This window comes from Romboutsia sp. 13368 (genome assembly GCF_018336475.1).
Taxonomy (GTDB): domain Bacteria; phylum Bacillota; class Clostridia; order Peptostreptococcales; family Peptostreptococcaceae; genus Romboutsia.
In genome coordinates, this window is sequence record NZ_CP048741.1 from 2,289,815 (window position 1) to 2,314,722 (window position 24,908).

The window sequence follows — 24,908 nt, forward strand, 5'->3', positions numbered from 1 at the left end:
ATTCTTTTATATTCAGCTTCTGCAACTTATCACTTAGTTGTTTCTACAGAGAAGGTTATAAGTTATTTAAGAAGAATAGATCATGCTATGATATTTCTTTTAATAGCTGGAACATATACTCCTTTTTGTTTAATTGCACTTAGAGGTATTACAGGATGGATTTTATTTAGTGTAATAATAACTATTGCTATAGTTGGAATATGTTTTAAATTAATTTGGTTTAATTGCCCTAGGTGGCTTTCAACAAGTATTTATGTACTAATGGGATGGTTAGCTATATTCCTAATAGRACCATTAAAGGCAGCTCTATCTCCACAAGGTTTGTCATTACTTGTTATTGGTGGTATATTTTATACTATAGGRGCTATAATATATGCTACTAAGCYAAAGTTGTTTTTCTTTGTCAACTTAATTTTTTAAAGTTTTTTATTTTCTTTTGCCCTTTCCTTAAGAACAAGTATAACTATATCATCTAATAATTATATCGTCAATACTTTTTTTATTATTTTTTTAATTATTTTAAAAAGTAATTTACCATATATATATTTCTCTATTTATAAGTTATATATACTAGCTTAGTTATAAAAATCTTATATTTAATACTTTAAATATATCCTTATTCTAGGTAGAGCTATTATTGTATTAATATTTTTTAATTAATACAGAAAATGCACATATTAATATTTTTTCTAATATATATATTATTAAAGTGATTTTATAGTATTGTGTATATTATTTTTTGGAGGTGCAACTTAATATGAACTTTGATATGTATTCAAATAACCAATATAACGATGATTTGGATGCTAGTTATATATACCCTAGACCTTATATAGACCCTATGATGTATGTAAATTCTTGTGGTATGCAGATGAATCCAAATACGACGGGCGGATATATGACTTATATGAACCCTTATATGAACAACCCTTGCATGTATCAAGGAGCTAATGATTTAGATGAGTATGATGAGGATTATTGTGATAATCAAGATGATATGTATATTAATATGATGCAACAGCAAATGCAGCCTATGATGCCTGCTATGATTCCACCTCAAATGATGCAACAAATGATGATGCAGATGATGAGTGGACAAATGCAACCTATGATGCCTTATATGATGATGCCTAGTATGACTCCTATGATGCCTTATATGATGATGCCTGGTATGACTCCTATAAACATAGAAGAATTTGATGAGGAAGAAATGTAATTTTTTATAATAAATTTATTATAAGTAGTATAAGAAATTTATATCTGTCTATAATATAAATGTATTCCTCATAATATTCCCCCAATATTATAAATACAAAATAAAGCCATGAATAAATATTCATGGCTTTATTTATTTTTATATATCTAAAAAATCATAAAAATCTTCTGAACCAGATTCAACAAAATCATATAGAACATTTTCTTCAAAGTATAACTCTTCTTTAATATATAGATATTGCTTATAGTTACACTGAAGTATCTTATTTATATACTTTCTATCATTGTCACTATAAGTTCCTACAAAAAACTCGTCTCCCATTTGATAATATATAGCTTTAATATCATTATTTATTATATATACATCTTTCTTAACATGATTATTGTTAAAATTGAATCTTGTAAAGAATACACTATTATCCATTTCACTTTTTAGTACAAATGGATTATCTTTATAAAATACTTCTAAAAACTCATCTATTTTTTTTATATTATATATACTTACAAACTCTGGTTTAGATATCTCATCAAAAACCTCAAAATCAAATATAGGTTCCTTATCAGTTACTACCATGGAATTAATTTTAAATCCATTTTCATTTTTATCTATACTAAAAGCTATTTTAGATTTATAGTATCCATCATTATCTTCATATAATGCATCACTTATATATCTACCTTTTCCTTTTGAAATTACAATATTTTTTAAAAGTGTTCCATTTATATTAGTTATATGCATATTTGAAATCTCGTCATTTTTAGAAAAATACTTTAAACTTTCCCTATCCCAAGCTATAAATCTCATAGTCATATAATTTATAAACTCAACTTCATCATCTATCGGTTTACATATCTTAGGATATAACTCTTCTATAGTCAAATCAGTTTCATATCTTTCTATAATATCAATATACTCATCAACTTCACCTGGAAGTTCTTTTTCATAATAAGAGTTTTTATTTCCAAAATATTTAACTAAAAATAAAGCTTCTTCTTTAGATATTCTTATTCTATCTGAACCTAATCCTCCCATAAGTCTTTCTTCTTCTCTATATGATTCATCTTTAGTTGGATTTTTTAAACTAACATAATCTGCTAGTCCAAGACCTTCCGCATCTAATAAAAAATATTGTATTATTCTATCATCTTCATTTCCCCAACCTATTATAAGACCCATAGTTCCCATAAGCCTTGAATTTGTAACCTTTGCAAAATTAAATTTCATAAAATCACATCCTTATTTTCATATATATCCTTATTATTTTCTTCATTTTAGTGAATTAACCATAATCAATATCTATGTTTTTGAATATACTATAAACTAATAAAGCTTATTAAATAATAAAAATAATTCTAATTTATTTTGTATAATTTTACAACTTACATAATTTTTGTAATATAATAAAATAAATGGTTAATAGAGGTGAGTTTTATGGGAAAAATAGCAGCTTTTTTTGATATAGACGGTACTCTTTATAGGGATTCTCTTATGGTTGAACATTTTAAAAAGCTTATAAAATATGATATAATCGACCAAAAAGCATGGCTTGAACATGCTAGAGATACTTTTATGGACTGGGATAAGAGACAGGGTAATTATGATGATTATTTAGATGAAGTATGTGATTTATATGTAAAGTATTTAATCGGATTAGATAAAACTTGTATAGACTTTACTAGCGACCAAGTAATAAACTTAAAATCTGATAGAGTATACAAATATACTCGTTCAAGAATAAAATGGCATTTAGATAATAAACACATTGTAATCTTTATATCTGGTAGCCCTAATTTTTTAGTAGAAAAAATGGCTAAAAAGTATAGCGTTACAGATTCTATAGGAAGTAACTATGTTTTTGAAAACGGAACGTTTAACGGTACTGTAATTCCTATGTGGGACTCAAGAAGTAAAAATACTGCTATAGATGATTTTGTAAAGAAGTATGACATTGATTTAAATAAGTCATATGCATATGGTGATACCAATGGAGATATAAATATGTTAAGAAGAGTTGGAAATCCAATTGCTATAAATCCAACTAAAGAACTTCTATGTCATATTGCAAATGATCCTATCATTTCAAAAACTAGTCAAATAATAGTTGAAAGAAAGGATATCATTTATTCTTTATCTCCAAATGTAGATATATTTGATATATAATTATAGTAAAAAAGGACTATCTCATTAAAAATAATTATATTTGGGGTATTCCTTTTTTAATTCTTAGGGAGGTATATATAATGAAATCTAATATAGAAAAAGATTTAGATAATTTAAGTAAAAATTTATATTTAGAGTCACCTGATTTATGGATAGAGTTTTTAGATAAGGTTGGTGCAGGAATATTCGATGAGCTTGTTCTATTTTTTGCAACTAAGTATAACTATATTTCTATAGTTAAATACGCTATAGAGAACAAACTTATAGACATTAACTCAAAATCAAAAAATAAAGAATTTGCTACTATTTACGACCATTTAGTTTATGTAGCAAGACAAAATAAATATAAAGATTTAAATGATTACTTCTATATATTAAAAAATCCTAATAAAGAAGTCCCTCAAAACAATAAAAATAAAGAAAAAAATAAAAGTGATAAAAATACAAGTATAAAAAAAGAAAGCCTTAATATACCAACTGTGCTTTGTAAAAAGTGTAACTCAAACATATTTGAAACGGGTTACATAGTTTGTGAAAATAAAATATTCAAATACTCTACTGAAGAAAAAAAGCCTATTGAAATAGCCAAGGAAGAACTTAACTCTGTAATATGTTTAAATTGTAATTCTTTAGTTGAAAGTACTACTCCTAAAGACCTAGAATCTTTATGCAATATTACTACTTGTATAAACTGCAAAACTGATTTAAGAACTTCAGGTATTATAGATAAAAGAAATTTAGTTTATAATAAAGAATCAAATAAATTTGATTTAGGAGATACTTATTACGCATGCGGTAAATGCGAGAAAGCTATAAGCGACCAACAAAAAGATTACTTTAAATTAAAATAAACATAAAAGAGATATGAATTCTAATTCATATCTATTCTAATTCATATCTCTTTTTATAATACTCTATTTATTATTTTCTTAAACTTAGTGTTGTAATATTCTATAAACAAACTATATATATGGTCATATACAATAAATAATACTTCAAAAGTTAATATTGTAAATAAGCTTATAGGTATATAAATAAATGGTTTCAATATAACATAAACAATAAAAATCGCTATATTTGCAAACAATATCTTAAGAATATATTCTATATATATAGGTCTGTCACTCTCAATAATATATTTTATCAATCCATATATACTAAATGTAAAAGTATTTAATACCCACTGAAATTTACTATTAATTACTATGAATCCTAAAATAACAGATGCTATATAAAAAATAAAACCACTCTTAGGACCATATTCCATTATTATTATAGATATTGGAAGAGACGCTAACCCCATAAGAAATATTGTATTCATAGGTATAACATTTATCAGTATTAATAAAATTAAATTTATAGCTAATAGTATTCCACTATAAGATATCTTTTTACTCATCAAATCCCCCTTAGAAACAGCTTACTAAATCTCCACCGAAGCATTCACAACATGAATCTAGACACCATAATTTTGTACAGTCTTCGCAACAGTCATCACCTAAGCAACAGCAACAATCATCACAACAACAGCAACAACACCCTCCTAAATCAGAATGTCTTCTTCTATTGTAATTATAAGATCTATCTCTGTAGTCATCTCTATAGAAATTATAGCTTTCTAAAAGTTCCTTATATTCTTTATTTTCTGGTTCTAGTTCCGCTGCCTTTATTATACTATCTTCACTTTCTTCATAGTATCCTAAATTCATAGCAGACAATGAATTTAAATAATACCATTTAGAACATCTTTCACTTATACCTTTTAACGCATTATATGCTTTTTCAAATTCACACTTATCAATAAGTTCTTTTATATTTAAAAATTTATTATCATATACATTGCTATACATTTATTTAACACCTTCCTCTAATATATTTTGATATCTTAAATATACACCTGAATATATTATATTCTCTATTATAGATGTATTGACCTTTAAGTTTAATTTATCTATTCTTCTACCAACCATTCCTAATGACATACTTATTAATTTATCTACTCGCTCTTTTAATTCTTCTCTTCTATCTATGTAGTCTATAAAAGGATTATATCTACCATTTTTATAGTCATTGTCTAAATCTTCATATGCATCTAATAAATATATATATTTACCTATATTAAATCCAATGTTTCTTAGTTCACTTTCAAATTCATCTTCTTTATATGCAAATATCTCTGACATTAACTTTCCAAATGTATTTGAAACTAAATCAATATTAGTATTTTTTTCTTGCTCTAAATTATATAATATTTCTAATTGTTCTTTTATAAATTCAGCTTTTTTAGGATATTTTTCATAAGCTGATTTTAACCTTCCTTTATACATACTATATGCAATCTTATCCTTTAATCTATTATCATCCTTTAAATTATCTTCTAATTTATAATATGTTAAAAGTACATTCATACTTGCTGCATATTCTGTTATTTCATTCATTATCTTTTTCTTTTTCTTAAATGGATTTGTTATGCACCCTTCTTCTATTACAGTAGATTTAGGTTTATATACCGCTGTTAATATTAGTACTAAAAATGTTATATCATAATTTAAAGATAATCTAGATATCTCACCATGATTATCTTTTAAACATTTACATAGCCCACAATAATAACCTCTATAGTGTTCATATTCTCTGAAGGTTAAATCCATTTTATTTATTTTTACATATCCGAACATAATTATTCCTTTCTAATGTGTAAATATACTGTTTATATTGCTATAGGTATAAATTCTACTTCATAACATTTATATCTATAAATATTTTCATCAATTAACTTTAGTGAATCATAATAAGATGCATCCCCTAATACCTTAAGCTTTGCCATAGATATAGGTAATTTAAATCTTCTCGGTCCAACTGACCCAGGGTTTATATATAATATATCATTATCTTCATATATATTAGGTTTATGAGAATGTCCATATACAACAATATCTATATTATCTTCTTTTAAATTTATATTTATTTTTGATATATCATGAATTAGATATATTCTTTTATTATATATCTCTACTATTCTATCTTCTTTTGCTATACTTTTATCTTTATCACAGTTTCCTCTTATAAATTCTACATTTGATATTTTCTTTAAGTTTTCTATTACTTCAAATTTACCTATATCTCCTGCATGTATTATTAAATTACAATTATTTAAATTATCTACTACCTCTTGTCTAAGTAAACCATGTGTATCTGATATTAAACCAATCATTAATATTCTCCTATAATTTATGATTTTATTCGTAATAATTATTTCCCTATAATTTTAATTTTAAGCTTACTATGGTATATATTATATATTTTACCATTTAATTATATAGTATTAACATTATATATTTTACCATTTAATTATATAGTATTAACATTACTTATATTRTTTTTGTTAAATAAATAAAGACCCTCACTAAGAGGATCTACTATTTTATAAAATAAATTTTGTTATATTCCCTTTTTTATTTTCAATAGTTATAACATCTAACCCTTTATACTCTTTAAATAACCATTTAATATCTCTCATACTTTGATTTATTTCATTAGAACTTAAATCTCTAATAAAATATTCCCTTCTCATTTCTTGGTAACTTTTATCATTAAAAAAATTTCTTATCATAGTAAATGCAATGACATTAGGAATATTACTTTGATTTCCTTTTTTATGACCAGAATTTCTTAAATACATTATCATATATATCTTCCCCCAATATTAATTTAATAATATAAATTAAAGTATCTATATTTTTAATATATTATTATTATAGTTWYTTCTGTATCTAAAGTGCCCTTTTCAAATAAAACTCTTTTAGGCTTGAACATATTTTCACATCCTTTTCTAAAAATGTCTCCATTGTTGTTATTTTATACATTATCCCTATGTCTATACTGGATTAAACTTGCTATACAAATTATTTTTATTTTTATGAATAATTAAACTTATATTTAAATATTATTTATTATAGGTAAACAAGCCTTAAATTTTTTCTATGTTATAAGGGGGATAAAAATATGCTAAACGCACTAAACAGAGATTTAAATGAAAAAACTAAAGCTATAAGAAAAAGAGGTTATATACCTGCTGTAATTTACGGAAAAAAATTAGATAATAGTATACCTGTAGAAATTCATAGAACTGAATTCCAAAGATTTTTAGATGCTAATGATGCAAGTAAAGTAGTTGAAGTTAATCTAAATGGAGAAATAAGAAATTGCAAAATAACAGATGTGCAAATTGATGGAGTTAAGGAAGGGTTCTTACATATAGACTTATTATTAGTTTAWTCTTACATATAGACTTATTATTAGTTTAAAATTATATAAAATTAAGCCCTTAGTAAATTAAATTACTATGGGCTTTTTCATACTTATTTAGTGTTATTATTACAATATATATTCATTGCATCACTCATGAATTGTGCTAATCCTTTTCCATACTTATCAATGTTTTTAGTAAATCTTTCATCACATACATACATAAGAGATAGACCTCTAAATATTTCTATAGTACAGTTATAAAAATTAGTTGTTATATGATTTCTCCACTTTTCAATTAATTCCTGAACTTTTTCATCTGCTGGGTCTTTATCCATTAACTTAGCTAATTCTTCATATATTAAATTAGCATCTTCCATTATATTATTCCAATCATTTTTAGTGTACTTAGAAGTTTTTTTCTGACTTTCTTTATATGCATCACTCTTTCCGTATCTTTTTTCTACTTCTTCTTTGTACTTTTCTTGATGTTTTTTTACTTCTTTATAATCAAATGCTTTAAAATTATTTTTACTCATAGTTCCTCCTAAATTTTCAATAGTATCATCTATTGATTCTAATATCCGTTCTAACCTCTTTTTCTTTTCAAATATAAGATTTCGTTGAACTTTTAAAGCTTCCTTTCTATTAAACTCTTTATCATCTAATATTTGTTTTATTTCTTGAAGGGGAAATTCTAATTCTTTAAAAAGTAGTATTTGATAAAGCCTAGTTATATCTTCATCATTATACATTCTATAATTTGAATCAGTTCTTTTAMTAGGTGATAAAAGTCCTATCTTATCATAATGATGTAACATTCTAATGCTTACACCTGTTAATTTTGATACTTCATTTATTTTATACATTTTCCACCTCCTAAGTTTATATTAAGGTATGACACAATGTTAGGGTCAACAATAAAATATTATATAAATAAAAAATCCCCATTTAGGGGATTTCTTATAATGAAATTATCATGCTCATAAGTTGATTATTTCTCTTTATAAATTCATCTAATTGTTTAGAATCTAATTCTTTATTAGATAATAAAGCTATATCTGCTATTTGATTACAAATTAATGATACTTGTTCTTTTTTACTTTCATCATCTTTTAATGAAACAAGCTTTTTAATTATTGAACTATTATCATTTATTAATAAAGTTTTTTCTTCTTCAAAACTCATTCCAAAATCCATACCTGCAAATTGTGATTTCATTTCAGCCATTCTTCTAGATTGTTCTGAAACTAATATAACTGCAGGTGTTTCTTCATTCTTTAGACTTTCTACAGAATAAGTTTTTATTCTATCACCTATCACTTCTTTGAATAAATTTTCTATATCAGTTCTTGTTTCTTTATTTTCTTCATTATCCTTATCTTTTAATATATCAGATAAATCTGCATCTATTCTATTAAAGTTCACTCCTTGATTTTTAAATTCTATCATAGATATAAAATGATTATCTATTGTAGAGTCTAATATAACTGCATCTAATCCATAACCTTTAAATAACTTTATATATTGTGATTGTTGCTCTTCATTACTTACATAGAATACCTTGTTTTCATGTTTTTCTTTACAGTTTTCTAAATAGTCATTTAAAGTTATATAGTTTCCATCTATAGTTTTAAATAATAAAGACTCTTTTACTTTATCATAGAATCCTTCATCTTTTAGGCATCCAAACTTAATAAATACTTGTATATCATCCCAGAACTTTTCATAATTTTCTCTTTCATTTTTATATAATGATTTTAATTTATCTGCAACCTTTTTAACTATATGCTTAGAAATTTTACTCACATCTCTATCATTTTGTAAGAAACTTCTAGATACATTTAAAGGTAAATCTGGGCAATCTATTACACCTTTTAATAATAGCAAGAATTCTGGTATAACTTCTTTTATATTATCTGCCACGAATACTTGGTTGTTGTATAATTTAACCTTACCTTCTATAAGTTCAAATTCATTTTTTAATTTAGGGAAGTATAATATCCCTTTTAAATTAAATGGATAATCTACATTTAAGTGTATCCAAAATAACGGCTCTTCAAAAGTATTGAATACTTTTCTATAGAACTCTTTATATTCTTCATCTGTACAATCCTTTGGAGCTTTTAACCATAATGGATTTGTATCATTTATAGGTGTTGTATCTACTACTTCATCTTCTTTTACTTCTTCATTTTTTATAGTTTCTAAGTATATATTTACTGGTAAAAATGAGCAGTATTTATCTATTATACTTCTTACTGTGTATTCTTCTAAGAATTCTTTACTATCATCTTCTAAGAATAATGTAATTGTTGTACCTCTTGTATTTCTAGAATTAGATTCACTTAATTCAAATTCTAATCCATCTTCACTTACCCATCTTACTGGTGTTGCATTTTCTTTATAAGAAAGTGTATCTATTTGTACTTTTTTAGATACCATAAAAGAAGAATAGAATCCTAATCCAAAGTGTCCTATTATATCATTTTCTTCATTCATTTTATCTTTGTATGTGTTAAAGAAATCTTCTGCACCTGAGAATGCAACTTGATTTATATATTTTTCTACTTCTTCTGCAGTCATACCTATACCATTATCATCAAATATAAGTGCTGAATTTTCTTTATCTATATATACTTTTATTTTATAATCTTCATCAGAATTGCCTTTAGCCTCTCCTAATGAAATTAATTTCTTATATTTATTTACTGCATCACAACCGTTACTTATAAGCTCTCTTATAAATATATCTTTGTCTGAGTATAGCCATTTTTTTATTATTGGAAAAATATTTTCTGTATGTATTGATATGCTACCCTTTTGATTTGTCATTTTATCTCCTCCTAATTTTTATTAAAATTTATGGGATAAAATTCTGTTCCCCTTACAAATATTATTGTAGTATATTTTTTAGCACTGTCAATCATAGAGTGCTAAAAAATATAAAAAGAATAGTATATTAGTAATTTAATACACTATTCTTTTCTTAATCTTATTTAAAGTAATTTACTCCAGATTCAAATATCTTTTGATCCTTTTTACCTATTATATTCTTTATAACATGCTCCCCTATTCTCTCTGAATGACCCATCTTACCAAATATTCTACCATCAGCACTTGTTATACCTTCAACTGCATAAGTTGAACCATTTGGATTAAAATCTATATCATACGTAGCATTATCATTGAAATCTACATATTGAGTAGCTATTTGACCATTAGCTATTAACTGCCTCATAACTTCTTCACTAGCAACAAATTTACCTTCTCCATGAGATATTGCTATACTGTGAGTGTCTCCAACTTCTGTACCCGCTAACCAAGGAGATTTATTAGACGCTATTCTTGTTCTAACTATCTTAGATTGATGTCTACCTATGTTATTGTAAGTTAATGTTGGCGCATCAATACTTGTTTCTCTTATTTCACCGAATGGCACTAATCCAAGTTTTATAAGCGCTTGGAATCCATTACATATTCCTAGCATTAATCCATCTTGCTTAGTTAAGAATTCATTAACAGCTTCAGCAACTTTAGGATTTCTAAATACTGTAGCCATAAACTTAGCTGAACCATCTGGCTCATCACCTGCACTAAATCCTCCAGGTAACATTATTATTTGTGACTGTTTTATTTGTTTAACTATTGTTTCTATAGAATCTTCTATATCTTTGTATGTTAAGTTTTTAAATACTTCTATATTTGTGTTTGCTCCTGCTTTTTCAAAAGCTCTTTGTAAATCATATTCACAGTTTGTTCCTGGGAACGTTGGTATGAATACTCTTGGTTTTGCTATAGTTATAGATGATTTTTTAGCTTCACCTTGAGATATAAAGTTTATAGTTTCTATCTTTTCTTTTACATCTACTGACTTAGTTGGGAATATAGGCTCTAGTGTTTCACAATAAGAATTGTATAATTCTTCTAATGATATCTCTTCATTTTCTATTATTATACTTTGTTCTTCTGTTGTAGACCCTAATACCATATAGTTATATCCATCTAATAAATCTAAATCTTCATTTGCTAATTCAAGTACTATATTTCCATAGTTAGGTTTAAATAAATCTTCTATACTTTCATCGAACTTAAATCCTATTCTATTACCAAATGACATCTTAGATATAGCTTCTCCTATACCTGCAAATCCAAGTGCATATGTTGATAATACTTGTTTATTGTGTATAAGTTCTGTTACCTTATCTAAGTTTTTCTTTAACATTTCAAAATCAATTACATCATTTTCTAATCTATCTGTGCATAACATTACAACTTGTGAATTAATTTTCTTAAATTCTGGTGATACTACATAATCTGCATCCACAGTATCCACAGCAAATGATACTAACGTTGGTGGTACATCTATATTTTTAAATGTACCTGACATACTGTCTTTTCCACCTATTGCAGGTATTCCAAGTTTATTTTGAGCATAATATGCACCTAAAAGTGCTGCAAATGGTTTACCCCATTTTATTGGGTTATCACCAAGTTTTTCGAAATACTCTTGTAACGTAAGTCTTATTGAATCATATTTACCCCCAATAGCCACAGCTTTACACACAGATTCAACTACTGCATATAATGCTCCATGGAACGGACTCCATTTTCCTATTTTAGGGTTATATCCATATGTCATTATTGTTGAAGTATTAGTTTCTCCACCAAGTACTGGTATTTTAGCTACCATACCTTGAGCTTCCGTTGCTTGGTACTTACCACCAAATGGCATAAGTACAGTGTTTGAACCTATTGTATTATCAAATCTTTCTACTAATCCTTTTTTAGAACAAACATTTAAATCTGATAATACTTCCATAAATTTATCTTTTATATCTTCTTCTATAGCTAATTCACTTTCTCTTTCTTTTAACTCACTTTTAAAGAATGTGCTTTCTTCATTAACTTTATCAACATGAACTTTAGTAGTTTGTTTAACTCCATTTGTTTCTATGAAATCTCTACTCATATTAACTATTGCTTTACCATTCCAGAACATCCTCATATATCCAGTATTAGTTACTGTAGCTACATGAGTTGCCTCTAAATTTTCTTGTCTTGCTAAACTTATGAACTTATCTTTATTAGAAGCATCTATAACTACTGCCATACGTTCTTGTGATTCTGATATAGCTATTTCAGTTCCATCAAGTCCATCATATTTTTTAGGAACTAAATCTAGATTTATATCTAAACTATCTGCAACCTCTCCTATAGCAACACATACTCCACCTGCTCCGAAGTCATTACATCTTTTTATCATTTGTGCTACTTCTTTATTTCTGAAGAATCTTTGTATCTTTCTCTCATTTGGTGCATCTCCTTTTTGAACTTCTGCACTACAAGTAAGTATAGACTCTTCGCTATGTTCTTTAGATGAACCTGTAGCTCCTCCACATCCATCTCTTCCTGTTTTTCCTCCAAGAAGTACAACTATATCTCCATTTTGAGGAACTTCTCTTACTACATTTTCTTTAGGTACTGCAGCTATTACTGCCCCTATTTCCATTCTCTTTGCAACAAAGTCTTCATCATAAGCTTCTGCAACTTGACCAGTTGTAAGACCTATTTGATTTCCATATGAACTATACCCATGAGCTGCTTCAGTAGTTATTTTTCTTTGCATAAGTTTACCTGGTAATGTATCTTCTAAAGTTGTTCTTGGATCTGCACTTCCTGTAACCCTCATTGCTTGGTATACGTAACTTCTTCCTGATAATGGGTCTCTTATTGCCCCACCTAAACAAGTAGCTGCTCCACCAAACGGCTCTATTTCTGTTGGATGGTTGTGAGTTTCATTTTTGAACATTACTAAGTATGGCTCTACTTTTCCATCTATTTCAACATCAACATTTATACTACAAGCATTTATTTCTTCACTTACATCTAAATCTTCTAATTTACCTTGTTTCCTTAATTCTTTCATAGCTATAGTTGCTATGTCCATTAAGCATATATCTTTTTGTTTATCTACATAAACATTTTTTCTTGATTCAAGATACATATCATAAGCTTCTTTTATTATATCTGTATATTTACCACTTTCTATTTTTACATCTTCTATTTCAGTCATGAATGTAGTATGTCTACAGTGATCTGACCAATAAGTATCTAATACTTTTATCTCTGTTATCGTAGGATTTCTCTTTTCAGTATTTTTAAAATATCCTTGAATATGAGCTAAATCCTCTAATGTCATAGCAAGTCCATTATTCTTTAAAAATACTTTTAATCCTTCTTCATTTAAATCTATAAATCCATCTAGTATTTCTACTTCTGTAGGAATTTGTGTTTCCATTTTTAAGCTTTCTGGCTTTTCTAAAGAATCCTCTCTGCTATCTACTGGATTTATTATATAATCTTTTATTTTATCAAACTGTTCATCAGTTATATTACCTGTTAGTATATATACTTTAGCAGTATTTATTTCTGGTCTCTTACCTTCATTTACTATTTGTATACATTGAGCCGCCCAATCTCCTCTTTGGTCATATTGACCTGGAAGGTACTCTATAGCAAATACTCTCTCCCCTTTATTAAACTCTAATGTTTCATGATAAACAATATCTAAATTAGGCTCTGAGAATATTGTTTTTGCTGCATTTTCATATACTTCTCTATCTATTCCTTCTATGTCGTATCTATTTAAAACCCTTATATTTTCTATAGTATCTATGTGTAAGCTTTCTATTAAATCCTTTTTTAAAGCTCTAGCTTCAAGGTCAAATCCTTGTCTTTTTTCAACTAATATTCTTCTAACACTTGACTCTAAACTTATAGTACTTAACATATCTTTTCTCCCTTTTTATATAATTAAAATGACAATGCTACTAAGTAGCTCGTTACCACATTGCTCAAATATATGATTTAAGCAACCTGGTAACGAGTCACTTATTATAAGTTAGATTTTATGACTTAAATTTTATTATTTAAGCCATAAAATCTATTTTTAACTAAATCTATACTTAGAAAGATAATTCTTTACTTAACTAAATCTATACTTAGAAAGATAATTCTTTACTTAACTGCATCCCTATATCAGTTCTATAATGCATTCCTTCGAAGTTTATTTTCTCTATATTTTTATATACTTTTTTAGCTGCTTCTTCTACACTATCTGCACTTGCTGTTATTCCTATAACTCTTCCCCCATTAGTAACTAAGTTTCCATCAACTATCTTAGTTCCACTATGGAAAACAACTATATCTTCATCTAGATTTTCAATTCCTGTAATTACCTTTCCTTTTTCATAATCCTCTGGGTATCCACCTGATGTAAGCATTACACAAACAACTTCTTCTTTTTTATAGTTAATTTCTATATCTTTTAATCTGTTTTCTAATATAGCTTCCATTATTTTATGTAAGTCAGTATCTAGTCTAAATAAAACAGATTGAGTTTCAGGGTCTCCAAACCTTACATTATATTCAAGTACCTTTGGACCATCTTCTGTTATCATAAGTCCAACAAACAATATACCTTTATAATTCAAATTATCTTTTTTAAAACCATCTAATGTTTTATTTAAAATTTGCTTCTTTATCTCTTTTGACAACTCATCTGTGTATATCTCACTTGGAGAAAAAGTTCCCATACCTCCTGTATTAGGACCTTTTTCAAAGTTATACACTTTCTTATGGTCTTTAGCACTTACCATAGGAACTATAGTATTATTGTCTACAAATGCTAATATAGAAGTTTCAATTCCTGATAAAAATTCTTCTACTACTACTTTTTCTCCAGAACTTCCAAATTTTTTATCGCTCATCATTTCTTTTAAAGTTGCTATTGCATCTTCTCTATTTTGTGGTATCACTACACCTTTTCCTGCTGCTAGCCCATCAGCTTTTATAACTACTGGATATCCAAAGCTATCTATTTCATTTATAGCTTCATCTAAATTTGTATATTGCTTATACTTAGCAGTTGGTATATTATGTCTTATCATAAAGTCTTTAGAAAATGCCTTACTTCCTTCAAATCTAGCACATTCTTTATTTGGTCCAAATATTTTCAACCCTTCTTTTTCAAATTCATCTACTATACCATTTACAAGAGGAACCTCTGGCCCCACTACAGTTAAGTCTATATGATTTTCCTTTGCAAACTTTACTAAGTTTTTTATATCACTATCATTTATATCTAAACATTGTGCAACCTCTCCTATTCCTGGATTTCCTGGAGCACAATAGATTTTTTCAACATTATTTTCTTTACTTAATTTCCAAGCTATAGCATGTTCTCTTCCACCGCTGCCTACAATTAATATTTTCATAAATTACCCCCTAGTGTTTAAAGTGTCTTGTTCCTGTAAACACCATTGTCATTTCATATTTGTTACAAGCATCTATTGAATCTTGGTCTTTTATTGAACCACCAGGTTGAACTACTGCACTTATTCCATATTCATTAGCTAATGTTACGCAGTCGTCAAATGGGAAAAATGCATCTGATGCAAGTACTGCTCCACTAAAATCCTTATCTTTATTATTTTCTAAAGCATTTTTTAGTGCCCATATTCTTGATGTTTGACCACATCCTGATGCTAATGTTTGACCATCTTTAACTATAACTATGGCATTTGATTTCATATTTTTAACTATTTTCATACCAAATTTCATATCTTCTAGTTGCTCTTTAGAAGGTTTAACTTTAGTTACTGTTTCATATTTTTCTGCTAGTGCATTATTTTTATCTTGTATTAATAGTTTTCCATCTAAATACTTCATATCGTATGGTTGTAAGCTATCTTCGATTTTAGCTAATTTTAATACTCTTAAATTTTTCTTTTGTTTTAAAACTTCTAAAGCTTCTTCTGTAAAGTCATAGGCTACTACTATTTCTAAGAATATTTCCTTTAACTTCTTAGCAGTTTCAACATCTACTGTTGAAGTTATTCCTACTATTCCTCCAAATATTGAAACTTTATCAGCTTCATAGCATTTTGTGTATGCTTCTAAGGCATCCTTTCCAAGCCCTACTCCACATGGATTAGTGTGTTTTATAGCTACAGAAACAACTTCTTCATTATCTTTAAATTCTCTCATAACTTCTAAACATCCGTGTAAGTCATTTATATTATTAAAAGAAAGCTCTTTTCCATTTAATTGTTCATAATTTAATATAGGATTTTTAGCATTTGGTTGAGTATATAAAACACCTGCTTGATGTGGGTTTTCTCCATATCTTAAAGTTTGTTCCTTTTGGAAAGTTAAATTAAGTATTTCTGGATATTCATCATTAACTTCACCTGCAAAATAAGTAGATATAAGAGCATCATATCTAGCTGTAGTTGAGAATGCTTTATATGATAATTTCTTTCTATCTTCTAAAGTTAGAGTATTAGTTTTTAATTTTTCTATTATCATATCGTAATCAGCTACATCAACTATTACAGTTACATCTTTATAGTTTTTAGCCGCTGAACGTATCATAGACGGACCGCCTATGTCTATATTCTCTATCATTTCATCATGACTTTTTCCTGCTTTTAAAGTCCCTTCAAAGTCATATAAATTAACTACTACTAAATCTATAGAACCTATATTATATTCATTTATAGTATCAACATGAGATTGTTCATCTCTTTTATAAAGTATTCCACCATGTATATATGGATTTAATGTCTTAACTCTTCCGTCTAGCATTTCTGGGAATTTTGTTACTTCATCAATAGTTATTGCATTTACCCCATTTTCTTTTAGTATCTTAAATGTATTTCCAGTAGATATAACTTCATATCCTAGATTATTTAATTCCCTAGCAAATTCAACTACTCCACTTTTATCTGTCACACTTATTAATGCTCTTTTACTCATTTATAAACACTCTCCTACCCTGAATACTTAATTTATTTTCACAGAACAATCTTATACTTTCCTTTAAGATTCTATGTTCAACCTCTAAAACTCTTTTTGAAAGAGACTTTACATCATCATTTTGTTCTACATTTACGGTTTCTTGCATTATTATAGCTCCAGTGTCTGCTCCCTCATCTACAAAATGTACTGTAGCTCCAGTTATCTTCGCACCATAATCTATTACACCTTGATGTACTTTTTCACCGTAATACCCCTTTCCACAGAAAGAAGGTATTAACGATGGATGAATATTTATTATTTTATTTCTAAACTTATCTACAAATTTAGGAGTTATTATTTTTAAATATCCTGCTAAAACTATTAAATCTATATTCTTTTCTTCTAATATCTCTATTATCCTATCTTCATCTGTTTCATAAACTGATTCAATACCACTTAGCCTAGCCCTTTCTAGACCATAGGCATTTTTTTTATTTGAAATAACAATCTTTACCGTACCGTTTATTCCCCCAGATTTTGTTTCATCTATGATAGCTTGTAAATTCGTCCCTCCACCAGATATTAAAACTCCAATATTTAACATAAATTTACTCCTTCATGAGTATCAACAACTTTACCTATTATGTATGCTTTATCTTTTAATAAATCATTATATTTTTCATCTATATTTATTTCTTGTTCTCTACCATTTATAAAGTTAATTACTTCTTTAGCTTTATCTTCTTCAACTACCATAACTAATCCAATCCCCATATTAAAACTCTTATGTAATTCTCTTTCATCTATTGCATTAAAACTTTCTATTAAATTGAATATAGTTGGTTTTTCCCAAGAATTTTTATTTATATCTATTCCTAATCCTTTAGGTATAACTCTTGGTATATTTTCAATAACTCCTCCACCAGTTATATGAGCTATTGATTTTATATCATATTGCTTTAATAAATCTAATACTAACTTAACGTATATTTTAGTTGGAGTTAATAAAGCTTCTCCTAAAGTCATTCCTAATTCTTCTATATAGTCATCTAACTTATAATTATAAGTATCTAAGAATATTTTTCTTATAAAAGAGTATCCGTTACTATGTACCCCACTTGATGATATTCCTATTAAAACATCACCTGATTTAACATTTTGACCAGAAACTATTTTAGATTTATCTGCTATTCCAACAGAAAATCCTGCTAAATCATAATCGTCATTAGAGTACATTCCTGGCATTTCAGCAGTTTCTCCACCTATTAATGCACAACCTGCTATTTTACATCCATCAACTATTCCGCTAACTATTTGTTCTATATTTTCTGCAACTAATTTTCCCGTAGCTATGTAATCTAAGAAGAATAATGGCTTAGCACCTTGGCATATTAAGTCATTAACGCACATTGCAACTAAATCTATTCCTACTGTATCGTGTTTATCCATCATTTGAGCTAACCTTAATTTAGTACCAACTCCATCAGTAGAAGAAAGTAAAACAGGTTCTTCCATGCCTACAAATTCTTTTAGGCTATATAGTCCACTAAAGTTTCCTAAATCACCTATTACATTGTTGTCATAAGTAGATTTTATCTTTCCTTTTATAAGATCTACTGCTCTATTTCCCTCATCTATATCTACACCTGATTGTTTGTATGTTAACATGAAAGTAGTTCCTCCCTATCTAATTTCTTAACTGGATAATCTCCATTAAAGCAAGCCTTACAGAAAGTAGCTTTATTTTCTGTAGCTTCTATCATTAAGTCTATATCTAAGAATTTTAAACTATCACATCCTATATATTCTCTAATTTCTTCTACACTATTGTTAGAAGCTATTAAGTTAGAGCGATGTGGTGTATCTATTCCGTAATAGCATGAATACTGTACTGGAGGAGATGTTATTCTTAAATGAATTTCACTAGCTCCTGCATCTCTTAATGATTTCACTATTAGTTTAGAAGTAGTACCTCTAACTACAGAATCATCTATTAACACTATAGATTTACCTTTTACTACGCTTGATAATGGATTTAATTTTATCTTAACCCCTATTTCTCTTTCTTCTTGTGTAGGCTTTATAAATGTTCTACCTACATATCTATTTTTAATTAATCCTTCACTTAAAGGAAGTTTACTTGCATTAGAATAACCAACAGCACCTGCCCATCCTGAATCAGGAACTGGAACTACTATATCAGCTTTTATATCTTCCTCTTTAGCTAATACTTCTCCACATTTTACTCTAAAATCATATGCATTTACATTGTCTATAGTCGCATCATTTCTTGCAAAATAAATATGTTCAAATATACAACTTTTCTTAACTAATTTATAATTTTCAGAGTAGAAATAAGATTTAAGTTCACCATTTTTTACAACTACTATTTCACCAGGTTCAACATCTCTTATTACCTCTCCTCCAAGTATATCTATTGCACAATTTTCTGAAGCAAATATATACTCATCACCTTTTTTTCCTAGTACTAAAGGTCTAAATCCATGTGGGTCTCTAACTGCTACTAACTCATCTTCTCCCATTATTACAAGAGAATATGCTCCTTTTATATAATCCATAGTTATTTTTAAACTTTCTACTATATCTCCCTTATAGTATCTAGCTAATATATATAAAATTACTTCTGTATCAGAGTTTGCCTGGAACATATACCCATCTTCTTCTAACATATCCCTTAAATAATTTGCATTTACTAGATTTCCGTTATGAGCTAATGCTAATTCTCTTTTTCTACACTTCCCAACTAATGGTTGGCAATTTGACAAATGGCTTCCTCCAGCTGTTGAGTATCTAACATGTCCTATACCTATATTTCCTTTTAAGTTAGCTAGTTCAGTTTCTTTAAATACATCTCCAACTAATCCCATATCTTTCTTATAATTTATTTTTTCTCCATCAGATATTGCAATTCCACAACTCTCTTGACCTCTATGTTGAATAGAGTATAAAGAATAATATAATTCTTTAGCTATGTTTTTATTTGAATAAATCCCTACTATACCACACATAAAATGTCCTCCTAGTTGCTCATTCTAGCAAGAACTTCTTCATATCCTTGTACTAAATCACCAAGGTCTCTTCTAAATCTATCTTTATCTAATTTCTCATTTGTATCTACATCCCAAAGTCTACAAGTATCAGGAGATATTTCATCTGCTAATATTATGTTTCCTTCACTGTCTTTCCCAAATTCTAATTTAAAATCAACTAATTTTAAATTCATTTTTAAGAAAAATTCTTTCATTATTTCATTTATTTTTAAAGTTTCATTTCTTAAAAATTCTAATTCTTCTCTAGTAGCTAACTTCATTGCTACTGCATGGTCATTATTTAACATAGGATCTCCATATGCATCATTTTTGTAAGATAATTCGAATATTGGCTCATCTAAAACTATACCTTCTTCTACTCCATATCTCTTACAGAATGATCCTGCTGTTATATTTCTTACTATTACTTCAAGCGGTAGTATTTCAACTCTCTTAACTAACATTTCCCTCTCTGATATCTTTTTTATGAAGTGCGTTTTGATTTGTTCCTCATGTAACATTTCAAATAATATTGTTGAAATTTTATTATTTAAAATGCCTTTTGATGATATTTGAGCTTTTTTCTCCCCATTGAATGCTGTTGCATCATCTTTAAAATAAACTATAAACTCATTTTCATTTTCTGTAGAATATATTTGTTTTGCTTTTCCTTCATATAATAACATAATAAATTACCCCCTTAAATTTTTATCTGCTTCTAGAACTTTATCTTCCATTTCTTTTCTATATAAAACTAAATCTTCTTTTACTTTTGGATATTTAATACTCATAATTTGAAGTGCCATTAATGCTGCATTTATACTTGAATCTATTGTTACTGTTGCTACTGGTATACCTGGTGGCATTTGAACTATTGATAAAAGTGAATCTAAACCATCCATTGTAGATGATTTTATTGGTAATCCTACTACTGGTATTAAGGTATGAGAAGCTATTACTCCCGGTAAATGTGCTGCTTTTCCTGCTGCCCCTATTATTACATCTGTGTTATTTTCTATCTCTTCTAAAAATGATACTAATTGTTTTGGCGTTCTATGTGCTGATAGTGCTCTTACAGCAACTTCTACACCAAATCCTTCTAATAAATTTATTCCTTCTTCTAGTTTAGGATAATCTGACTTTGAACCCATTATTACAGCTACTCTCATATTTACTCCCCCCATAAGTATGACATGTTATTTATATTATTTTTAAATTTTATCGAATGTTATTATAATTTTTTTAATAATGTTCTTTATATTACGTAATATTATATTTATATATTATTATATTTTTCATTTATTATCAAGTATTTTACGAACTTTATTATAAAAACTTTATTAATAATTCGTAAAATTTTTATCCTTCTTTAATAAAAAAGCCTAGCACTTTTATAGTGCTAGGCCAATTTATTATTTTAAGAATACAAATTTTAATATAAATAATACTGAAAGTAATATTAATGATAAGTTTACTTCATTCTTTTTGTTAGTAGCTAATTTTAAAACTGTGAAAGATATTATACCAAATATTATTCCATCAGCTATACTATAAGCAAGTGGCATCATAGTAAATGTTAAAAATGCTGGTATTGCATTTGTAAAATCATTAAAGTCTATTTTTGAAAGTGAACTTGCCATCATAACTCCTACTAATATAAGTACTGGAGCTGTTGCTTGTGTTGGTATAGATGTAAATATTGGTGCAAAGAATAATGCAAGTAAAAACATTAATCCTGTTGTTATTGATGTTAATCCCGTTCTTCCCCCTTCACCTATTCCTGACGCACTTTCAACATATGCCGTTACTGTAGATGTTCCAAGTAAAGCTCCTACTGTTGTTCCTATAGCATCTGCAAATAATGCTTGTTTTGCTTTTGGAAGTTTTCCATTTTCATCTAACATATTACCTTTTGATGCTACACCTACTAAACATCCTACTGTATCAAATAAATCAACGAATAAGAATGTAAAGACTACTAAAACCATATCAAAACTAAATATTTGACTCACTGGAACTGATAAAGCCTGCATAAATATTGGCTTTATTGATGGAGCAGCTGATACTATTGCATTTGGTATTTGCACAAGTCCTGCTACCATACCTATTGATGATACAACTAACATAGCTAAAAGAAATGCACCTTTAACATTTTTAGCTAATAGTATCCCAGCTAATATTAAACCAAATATAGTTAATAATACTAATGGATCTGTTAAATCTCCTAATTGAAGTATTGTAGCTCCATTAACTACTATACCTGCATTTGCTAATCCTATAAATGCTATAAATAATCCTATTCCTGCTGTAACCGCATGTTTTAATACTGGTGGTATACAGTCTATTATTTTTTCTCTAACATTAGTTATTGTAAGTAATATAAATATAATTCCTTCTATTAATACTGCACATAAAGCAAATTGCCAACTATATCCCATTCCTAATACTACTGTATATGCAAAAAATGCATTAAGTCCCATTCCTGGAGCAAGTGCTATTGGATAATTTGCTAAAAGCCCCATTGCACAACTTCCTATAAATGCAGCTATTGCTGTTGCTGCAAATACTGCCCCTTTATCCATACCTGTTTCTGAAAGTATATTAGCATTTACGACTAATATATATGCCATTGTCATAAATGTTGTTATTCCTGCTATTACTTCTGTTTTTACATTTGTATTATGCTCTGATAATTTAAAAGTCTTATCTAACCAATTTTTTCTAGTTTCTTGAATTACCTGCATTTTCCCCTCCATATAATTTATATAGTTCGTTTTGTTACTAAGATCACATTAATAATTGTATTATATAATTCTATTTTTAGTAAGTATTTTATTAATATTTTTTATAAATTTTTAAATTATAATTCGTCATTTTATCTTTATTTTTATATTTTATATCATTTTATTAACTTTATCACTTATTATTAGATGAAAATTCGAACTATATACAAAAATATACCTTTAATGATTTAAAGATATCACTCTTATTTTTTAGACTTAAATGATAACATCATAACTTTATAACATAACCATTTGTAAACTTTAAAAATTTAATTRATATAAAAAATTCGCTTCGCTCATGTCGCCAACGACTTTGTCCGTTGTTCAAAATATTTTTTATGCTCAAAACCAATGTATCGATATAACTATATTTACTATTTTGTAAATAGTTCGTATATTTACATACAAAAAAGCCCAATGTTAATTGGACTTTTTTGTATTGCTTATTAGCTTATTAATTTATTTTTGCATAGATTTATACTCTTCTTCATTTGAAGGTACTTTTATTTCATCATTCTTTATTTTTTCTATCATAGAATTAACATAATCTATTATATCTTGTGGTACTAAGTTCTTAGTTGATTCTGGTATTCCTACACCATCTTCTTTAAGACCGTAAACTTTTTCTACTCCACTATTTCWATTTCCATCAACTAATTCTTTTACAGTATCATGTACACCAACATTAACTTTCTTTAATGCTGAAGTTAATACATTATCTGGAGCTAAACTACTTTGATCTTTGTCAACACCAATTGCGTACTTATTATTTTCTTTAGCAGATTCTATGGCACCTAATCCAGTTCCTCCTGCTGCAGATAATATTATATCTATATTATTTCCATACATTTGATTAGCTATAGACTTTCCTTTTGCTGCATCAGAGAATGTTCCTGCATATTGAGTTTTAACATTTGCAGCACTATTAGCTGTTTTTACACCATATTTAAATCCATATTCAAATCTAGCTATAATAGGATTTTCCATACCACCTATAAATCCTACTTGATTTGTTTTAGTCATTCTACCTGCTATAAGACCAGTTAAGAATGTTGCTTCATTTTCCTTAAATAATATCGGCGTTACATTTTTAGGTATAGTATCATATGTTTCATCTATTAATACAAATTGCTTATCTGGATAGTTTTCTGCTTGCTTTTGTATATCTTCTTTCATAGTGTATCCTACACCTATTACCATATCTACATCTTCATCTAATAAACTTTCCATATTTTGACCATCTTCTTTAAGACCGTAAACTTTTTCTACTCCACTATTTCTATTCCAAAATCCTTTTCTGCTTGTTGAAGACCTTCCCATGCACTTTGGTTAAATGATTCATCATTTATTCCTCCAAGGTCAGCTACCATACCTATTTTTATATCTGATGATGCTGTTAAGTTTCCTTCAGTTGATTTAGTACCACATCCTACTAACATTGATGCTGACATTACAACTGATAAACTTAATGCTGCTAATTTTTTAAATTTGATATTTATTCTCTCCTAATGCATTATATTAAATGTATTTATATGTTTTTTATTCCCACTCTATTGTTCCTGGTGGTTTTGAAGTTATATCATAAACTACTCTGTTTGCTCCATCAACTTCRTTTACTATTCTATTTGATATTTTTTTAGCGTTAGA

At 27.6% G+C, this 24,908-nt stretch carries 25 protein-coding genes; 5 read left to right on the forward strand and 20 right to left on the reverse strand.

Annotated features, from left to right (window positions below; genetic code table 11):
• Together trhA and G3997_RS09565 are read left to right on the forward strand one after the other, a co-directional pair.
• Nucleotides 1-420 (forward strand): PAQR family membrane homeostasis protein TrhA (gene trhA / locus G3997_RS09560; protein WP_296645541.1); only part of this gene is annotated, 420 nt, incomplete at its 5' end.
• A 337-nt stretch (nt 421-757) separates the two neighbouring features.
• Nucleotides 758-1,216, forward strand: a complete 459-nt coding sequence (locus G3997_RS09565) for a hypothetical protein (protein ID WP_296645542.1) — start codon at nt 758-760, stop codon at nt 1,214-1,216.
• Between the two features lie 138 nt (nt 1,217-1,354).
• On the opposite strand, the gene G3997_RS09570 is transcribed toward G3997_RS09565, so the two are convergent.
• Nucleotides 1,355-2,440 (reverse strand): hypothetical protein, encoded by a 1,086-nt coding sequence (locus tag G3997_RS09570; RefSeq protein ID WP_296645543.1) that lies wholly within the window; start codon nt 2,438-2,440, stop codon nt 1,355-1,357.
• A gap of 207 nt (nt 2,441-2,647) precedes the next feature.
• On the opposite strand from G3997_RS09570, the gene G3997_RS09575 reads away from it, so the two are divergent.
• Both G3997_RS09575 and G3997_RS09580 read left to right on the forward strand, forming a co-directional pair.
• Nucleotides 2,648-3,376: an HAD family hydrolase gene (locus G3997_RS09575; protein ID WP_296645544.1), complete on the forward strand. Its 729-nt coding sequence runs from the start codon at nt 2,648-2,650 to the stop codon at nt 3,374-3,376.
• A gap of 80 nt (nt 3,377-3,456) precedes the next feature.
• Nucleotides 3,457-4,227, forward strand: a complete 771-nt coding sequence (locus tag G3997_RS09580) for a hypothetical protein (RefSeq protein WP_296645545.1) — start codon at nt 3,457-3,459, stop codon at nt 4,225-4,227.
• 53 nt (nt 4,228-4,280) lie between these two features.
• On the opposite strand, the gene G3997_RS09585 is transcribed toward G3997_RS09580, so the two are convergent.
• The 5 genes from G3997_RS09585 to G3997_RS09605 form a co-directional block, all read right to left on the reverse strand.
• Nucleotides 4,281-4,775 carry a hypothetical protein gene (locus G3997_RS09585; RefSeq protein WP_296645546.1) on the reverse strand — a complete coding sequence of 165 codons (495 nt, stop codon included), beginning with the start codon at nt 4,773-4,775 and terminating at the stop codon, nt 4,281-4,283.
• A gap of 10 nt (nt 4,776-4,785) precedes the next feature.
• Nucleotides 4,786-5,226, reverse strand: a complete 441-nt coding sequence (locus G3997_RS09590) for a hypothetical protein (protein WP_296645547.1) — start codon at nt 5,224-5,226, stop codon at nt 4,786-4,788.
• Nucleotides 5,227-6,054, reverse strand: a complete 828-nt coding sequence (locus G3997_RS09595; RefSeq protein ID WP_296645548.1) for a DUF5685 family protein — start codon at nt 6,052-6,054, stop codon at nt 5,227-5,229.
• Between the two features lie 32 nt (nt 6,055-6,086).
• On the reverse strand, nt 6,087-6,590 hold the full coding sequence (locus G3997_RS09600) for a metallophosphoesterase family protein (protein WP_296645549.1): 504 nt from the start codon (nt 6,588-6,590) through the stop codon (nt 6,087-6,089).
• Between the two features lie 210 nt (nt 6,591-6,800).
• Complete coding sequence (locus G3997_RS09605) at nt 6,801-7,064, reverse strand: hypothetical protein (RefSeq protein ID WP_296645550.1); 264 nt, start codon at nt 7,062-7,064, stop codon at nt 6,801-6,803.
• A gap of 317 nt (nt 7,065-7,381) precedes the next feature.
• On the opposite strand from G3997_RS09605, the gene G3997_RS09610 reads away from it, so the two are divergent.
• Complete coding sequence (locus tag G3997_RS09610) at nt 7,382-7,666, forward strand: hypothetical protein (RefSeq protein WP_296645551.1); 285 nt, start codon at nt 7,382-7,384, stop codon at nt 7,664-7,666.
• 71 nt (nt 7,667-7,737) lie between these two features.
• Here the strand turns inward: G3997_RS09610 and G3997_RS09615 are convergent, their stop codons facing one another.
• The 14 genes from G3997_RS09615 to G3997_RS12015 form a co-directional block, all read right to left on the reverse strand.
• Entirely contained in the window at nt 7,738-8,493 is a 756-nt protein-coding gene (locus tag G3997_RS09615; protein WP_296645552.1) for a MerR family transcriptional regulator, read from the reverse strand.
• Between the two features lie 94 nt (nt 8,494-8,587).
• Complete coding sequence (gene htpG, locus G3997_RS09620) at nt 8,588-10,459, reverse strand: molecular chaperone HtpG (RefSeq protein WP_296645553.1); 1,872 nt, start codon at nt 10,457-10,459, stop codon at nt 8,588-8,590.
• 160 nt (nt 10,460-10,619) lie between these two features.
• Nucleotides 10,620-14,417, reverse strand: a complete 3,798-nt coding sequence (locus tag G3997_RS09625) for a phosphoribosylformylglycinamidine synthase (protein ID WP_296645554.1) — start codon at nt 14,415-14,417, stop codon at nt 10,620-10,622.
• Nucleotides 14,418-14,628: 211 nt separating this feature from the next.
• Nucleotides 14,629-15,903 (reverse strand): phosphoribosylamine--glycine ligase, encoded by a 1,275-nt coding sequence (gene purD / locus G3997_RS09630; protein ID WP_296645555.1) that lies wholly within the window; start codon nt 15,901-15,903, stop codon nt 14,629-14,631.
• Nucleotides 15,904-15,913: 10 nt separating this feature from the next.
• Complete coding sequence (gene purH, locus G3997_RS09635; protein WP_296645556.1) at nt 15,914-17,446, reverse strand: bifunctional phosphoribosylaminoimidazolecarboxamide formyltransferase/IMP cyclohydrolase; 1,533 nt, start codon at nt 17,444-17,446, stop codon at nt 15,914-15,916.
• Nucleotides 17,439-18,032 (reverse strand): phosphoribosylglycinamide formyltransferase, encoded by a 594-nt coding sequence (gene purN / locus G3997_RS09640; protein ID WP_296645557.1) that lies wholly within the window; start codon nt 18,030-18,032, stop codon nt 17,439-17,441. Before purN ends, purH begins: the two co-directional genes overlap by 8 nt.
• Nucleotides 18,026-19,096 (reverse strand): phosphoribosylformylglycinamidine cyclo-ligase, encoded by a 1,071-nt coding sequence (purM, locus tag G3997_RS09645; RefSeq protein ID WP_296645558.1) that lies wholly within the window; start codon nt 19,094-19,096, stop codon nt 18,026-18,028. Before purM ends, purN begins: the two co-directional genes overlap by 7 nt.
• The gene (gene purF / locus G3997_RS09650) at nt 19,090-20,457 is read right to left on the reverse strand and encodes an amidophosphoribosyltransferase (protein WP_296645559.1); all 1,368 of its coding nucleotides are present in this window, start codon (nt 20,455-20,457) and stop codon (nt 19,090-19,092) included. The genes purM and purF overlap by 7 nt, the downstream gene beginning before the upstream one ends.
• A gap of 11 nt (nt 20,458-20,468) precedes the next feature.
• Complete coding sequence (gene purC, locus G3997_RS09655; RefSeq protein WP_296645560.1) at nt 20,469-21,164, reverse strand: phosphoribosylaminoimidazolesuccinocarboxamide synthase; 696 nt, start codon at nt 21,162-21,164, stop codon at nt 20,469-20,471.
• A gap of 6 nt (nt 21,165-21,170) precedes the next feature.
• A complete protein-coding gene (purE, locus tag G3997_RS09660; protein ID WP_296645561.1) occupies nt 21,171-21,647 on the reverse strand; it encodes a 5-(carboxyamino)imidazole ribonucleotide mutase in 477 nt (158 codons plus the stop codon).
• A gap of 243 nt (nt 21,648-21,890) precedes the next feature.
• A complete protein-coding gene (locus G3997_RS09665) occupies nt 21,891-23,222 on the reverse strand; it encodes an NCS2 family permease (RefSeq protein ID WP_296645562.1) in 1,332 nt (443 codons plus the stop codon).
• A 498-nt stretch (nt 23,223-23,720) separates the two neighbouring features.
• On the reverse strand, nt 23,721-24,491 hold the full coding sequence (locus G3997_RS09670) for a BMP family lipoprotein (protein WP_296645563.1): 771 nt from the start codon (nt 24,489-24,491) through the stop codon (nt 23,721-23,723).
• A 35-nt stretch (nt 24,492-24,526) separates the two neighbouring features.
• Nucleotides 24,527-24,712, reverse strand: coding sequence for a BMP family ABC transporter substrate-binding protein (locus tag G3997_RS09675; RefSeq protein ID WP_296645564.1), 186 nt, complete (start codon nt 24,710-24,712; stop codon nt 24,527-24,529).
• Between the two features lie 88 nt (nt 24,713-24,800).
• Nucleotides 24,801-24,908 (reverse strand): GMP synthase (glutamine-hydrolyzing) (locus tag G3997_RS12015; protein WP_442971286.1); only part of this gene is annotated, 108 nt, incomplete at its 5' end.

Bases quoted from the DNA above. Each gene is read 5' to 3' on its own strand.
- purF (WP_296645559.1), bottom strand. From the start codon at position 20,457: ATGTGTGGTATAGTAGGGATTTATTCAAATAAAAACATAGCTAAAGAA.
- purD (WP_296645555.1), bottom strand. From the start codon at position 15,903: ATGAAAATATTAATTGTAGGCAGCGGTGGAAGAGAACATGCTATAGCT.
- G3997_RS09625 (WP_296645554.1), bottom strand. From the start codon at position 14,417: ATGTTAAGTACTATAAGTTTAGAGTCAAGTGTTAGAAGAATATTAGTT.
- G3997_RS09580 (WP_296645545.1), top strand. From the start codon at position 3,457: ATGAAATCTAATATAGAAAAAGATTTAGATAATTTAAGTAAAAATTTA.
- G3997_RS09570 (WP_296645543.1), bottom strand. From the start codon at position 2,440: ATGAAATTTAATTTTGCAAAGGTTACAAATTCAAGGCTTATGGGAACT.
- purH (WP_296645556.1), bottom strand. From the start codon at position 17,446: ATGAGTAAAAGAGCATTAATAAGTGTGACAGATAAAAGTGGAGTAGTT.
- purM (WP_296645558.1), bottom strand. From the start codon at position 19,096: ATGTTAACATACAAACAATCAGGTGTAGATATAGATGAGGGAAATAGA.
- G3997_RS09675 (WP_296645564.1), bottom strand. From the start codon at position 24,712: ATGTCAGCATCAATGTTAGTAGGATGTGGTACTAAATCAACTGAAGGA.
- G3997_RS09600 (WP_296645549.1), bottom strand. From the start codon at position 6,590: ATGATTGGTTTAATATCAGATACACATGGTTTACTTAGACAAGAGGTA.
- purN (WP_296645557.1), bottom strand. From the start codon at position 18,032: ATGTTAAATATTGGAGTTTTAATATCTGGTGGAGGGACGAATTTACAA.
- purE (WP_296645561.1), bottom strand. From the start codon at position 21,647: ATGAGAGTAGCTGTAATAATGGGTTCAAAGTCAGATTATCCTAAACTA.
- G3997_RS09605 (WP_296645550.1), bottom strand. From the start codon at position 7,064: ATGATAATGTATTTAAGAAATTCTGGTCATAAAAAAGGAAATCAAAGT.
- G3997_RS09575 (WP_296645544.1), top strand. From the start codon at position 2,648: ATGGGAAAAATAGCAGCTTTTTTTGATATAGACGGTACTCTTTATAGG.
- G3997_RS09565 (WP_296645542.1), top strand. From the start codon at position 758: ATGAACTTTGATATGTATTCAAATAACCAATATAACGATGATTTGGAT.
- G3997_RS09590 (WP_296645547.1), bottom strand. From the start codon at position 5,226: ATGTATAGCAATGTATATGATAATAAATTTTTAAATATAAAAGAACTT.
- purC (WP_296645560.1), bottom strand. From the start codon at position 21,164: ATGTTATTATATGAAGGAAAAGCAAAACAAATATATTCTACAGAAAAT.
- G3997_RS09665 (WP_296645562.1), bottom strand. From the start codon at position 23,222: ATGCAGGTAATTCAAGAAACTAGAAAAAATTGGTTAGATAAGACTTTT.
- G3997_RS09595 (WP_296645548.1), bottom strand. From the start codon at position 6,054: ATGTTCGGATATGTAAAAATAAATAAAATGGATTTAACCTTCAGAGAA.
- htpG (WP_296645553.1), bottom strand. From the start codon at position 10,459: ATGACAAATCAAAAGGGTAGCATATCAATACATACAGAAAATATTTTT.
- G3997_RS09585 (WP_296645546.1), bottom strand. From the start codon at position 4,775: ATGAGTAAAAAGATATCTTATAGTGGAATACTATTAGCTATAAATTTA.